Raw genomic sequence first — 2,157 nt, forward strand, 5'->3', positions numbered from 1 at the left:
TTGGCGGCCTCGATCAGGCCGGCGTCGACGCCATCAAGCCCGGTGATGGTGTTGCGCAGCACCGGCAGCATCGAATACAGCGCCAGCGCCAGCACCGCCGGCAGGAAGCCGAACGCCGAGAACGACAGGCCGAACCAGCGCAGGCTCAGCGCGGCGAGCGCCAGCAGCAGCGGATAGAACAGCGCGAGCAGCGCCAGCCCCGGCACGGTCTGCACGACGCTGGCGAGGCCGAGCAGGAGGTTGCGCAGCGACGGCGTGTTGCGCGCGGCGAGCGCCAGCGGAAAGCTGACGGCGAGTCCGAGCGCCAGCGCGGCGATGCTGACGCGCAGATGACTGCCGAGATAATCGGCGAGATGCGACAGCGCTTCCGCAAAGCGGGGATCGGACAGCCAGCTCATGCCGCGCCGCTCTCGGGCAGCAGCGCCGCAAGCCGAGCGGCCTGCCGGCGCGGCGTCGTCATCAGCTCCGCCACGTAAGGCTCGCGGCTCGCCGCGAGTTCGGCCGGCGTGCCGACCTCCACCAGGCGGCCCGATCGCATCACCGCAATGCGGTCAGCGAGCAGCAGCGCCTCGGTGATGTCGTGCGTGATCATCAGCGTCGTCAGCGCCAGCCTGTCGTGCAGCGCCCGATAGTCGCCACCCAGCGCATCGCGCGTCAGCGGATCGAGCGCGCCGAACGGCTCGTCCATCAGCACGATGCGGGGATGCGCGGCGAGCGCGCGGGCCACGCCGACGCGCTGGCGCTGGCCGCCGGAGAGTTCGTGCGGAAAGCGATCGCGATGCGCCTTGCGGTCGAGCTGGACCAAACCGAGCAGCTCGTCGACGCGGGCGGCGATCTCGTTCGCCGGCGTGCCCAGCAGCTTGGGAGTGATGCCGATATTCGCCGCAACCGTCATGTGTGGGAACAGCGCGCCTGCCTGGAACACTGTCCCGATGCGGCGTCGCAAAGCGACCGGCTCGAGACCGCCGATGTCCTCGCCGGCGATCCGGATGGTGCCGCCGTCCAGCGCGATCAGCCGGTTGCTCAGCCGCAGCAGCGTGGTCTTGCCGGAGCCTGAGCCGCCGACGATGGCCAGGAACTCGCCCTCGGCGACCTCCAGCGACACGTCGTCCACTGCGACCACCGGACCGGGAAAGGCCTTGCGGACGTGATCATAGGTGAGGAAGGGCGTGCGCGGCATACGGCCTTTCGGGGCGGGGGGCCTCGGCTCGGACAGACCTAGCACGTCCGGGGCCTGCGTTGAACTTCGCGGCGCAAGCGGCTAAGCCGTCCGGACCATTTTCGGGGAGGAACTTGGACGTGACGCAGCCCTCGGCCGCCGCGGTGTCGCTGGAGCGAACGACGGTGGCATTCCGTCTCGCCGGCGGCCGCACCTACACCGCCGTGGAGGCGGCCGAACTCGCCGTCCCCGACGGCGAGTTCGTCGCCATCGTCGGGCCGACCGGCTGCGGCAAGTCCACATTGCTCAACGTCGCGGCCGGCCTGCTCAAGCCCGCCGCCGGCCAAGCGCGCATCTTCGGCCAGCCGCTGGCGGGACTCAATCGTGACGCCGGCTATCTGTTCCAGGCCGATGCGCTGTTTCCGTGGAAGACGGCGCTGGAGAACGTCGCCATCGGGCTCGAGGTCGCCGGCACTCCGGCGCGTGAGGCCGCCACCAAGGCGCAGCAATGGCTGACCTCCGTCGGCCTCGGTGCCTTCGGCAATCGCTATCCGCACATGCTCTCCGGCGGCCAGCGCAAGCGCGTCGGGCTCGCCCAGGTGCTGATCCGCAATCCCCGCATCATCCTGATGGACGAGCCGTTCGGCCCGCTCGATGCGCAGACGCGGCAGATCATGGGCAATCTGCTGCTCGACCTCTGGAGCGCCGATCGCAAGGCGGTGCTGTTCGTCACCCACGATCTCGAGGAGGCGATCGCGCTCGCCGATCGCGTCGTCATCATGTCGGCGGGACCGGCCTCGCGCATCATTGGCGACTGGCGCGTGACCCTGCCGCGGCCGCGCGACATCTTCGAGGTGCGCATGAAGCACGAGTTCCACGAGCTGCATCGCGAGATCTGGCAGACGCTGAAGGCGGAGGTCGAGAAGACCTACAAGCAGGCGGAGGCGGTGTGATGTCGCGTTCGAGACTGGCTATCTGCCGCGTGCACAGGTCGAACT

3 protein-coding genes are annotated in these 2,157 nt (G+C 69.5%); 1 reads left to right on the forward strand and 2 read right to left on the reverse strand.

Annotated features, from left to right (window positions below):
* Window positions 1-398: ABC transporter permease subunit (locus BRAO375_RS23595; protein WP_035641851.1), on the reverse strand; the 398-nt coding region annotated here is incomplete at its 3' end.
* Entirely contained in the window at window positions 395-1,180 is a 786-nt protein-coding gene (locus BRAO375_RS23600; RefSeq protein WP_009029966.1) for an ATP-binding cassette domain-containing protein, read from the reverse strand. The genes BRAO375_RS23600 and BRAO375_RS23595, both read right to left, overlap by 4 nt.
* A 119-nt stretch (window positions 1,181-1,299) precedes the next feature.
* On the opposite strand from BRAO375_RS23600, the gene BRAO375_RS23605 reads away from it, so the two are divergent.
* Window positions 1,300-2,112 (forward strand): ABC transporter ATP-binding protein, encoded by an 813-nt coding sequence (locus tag BRAO375_RS23605; RefSeq protein WP_009029967.1) that lies wholly within the window; start codon window positions 1,300-1,302, stop codon window positions 2,110-2,112.
* Window positions 2,113-2,157 lie beyond the last annotated feature (45 nt).

The sequence above is a fragment of the Bradyrhizobium sp. ORS 375 genome (genome assembly GCF_000239775.1).
Taxonomy (GTDB): Bacteria; Pseudomonadota; Alphaproteobacteria; order Rhizobiales; family Xanthobacteraceae; genus Bradyrhizobium.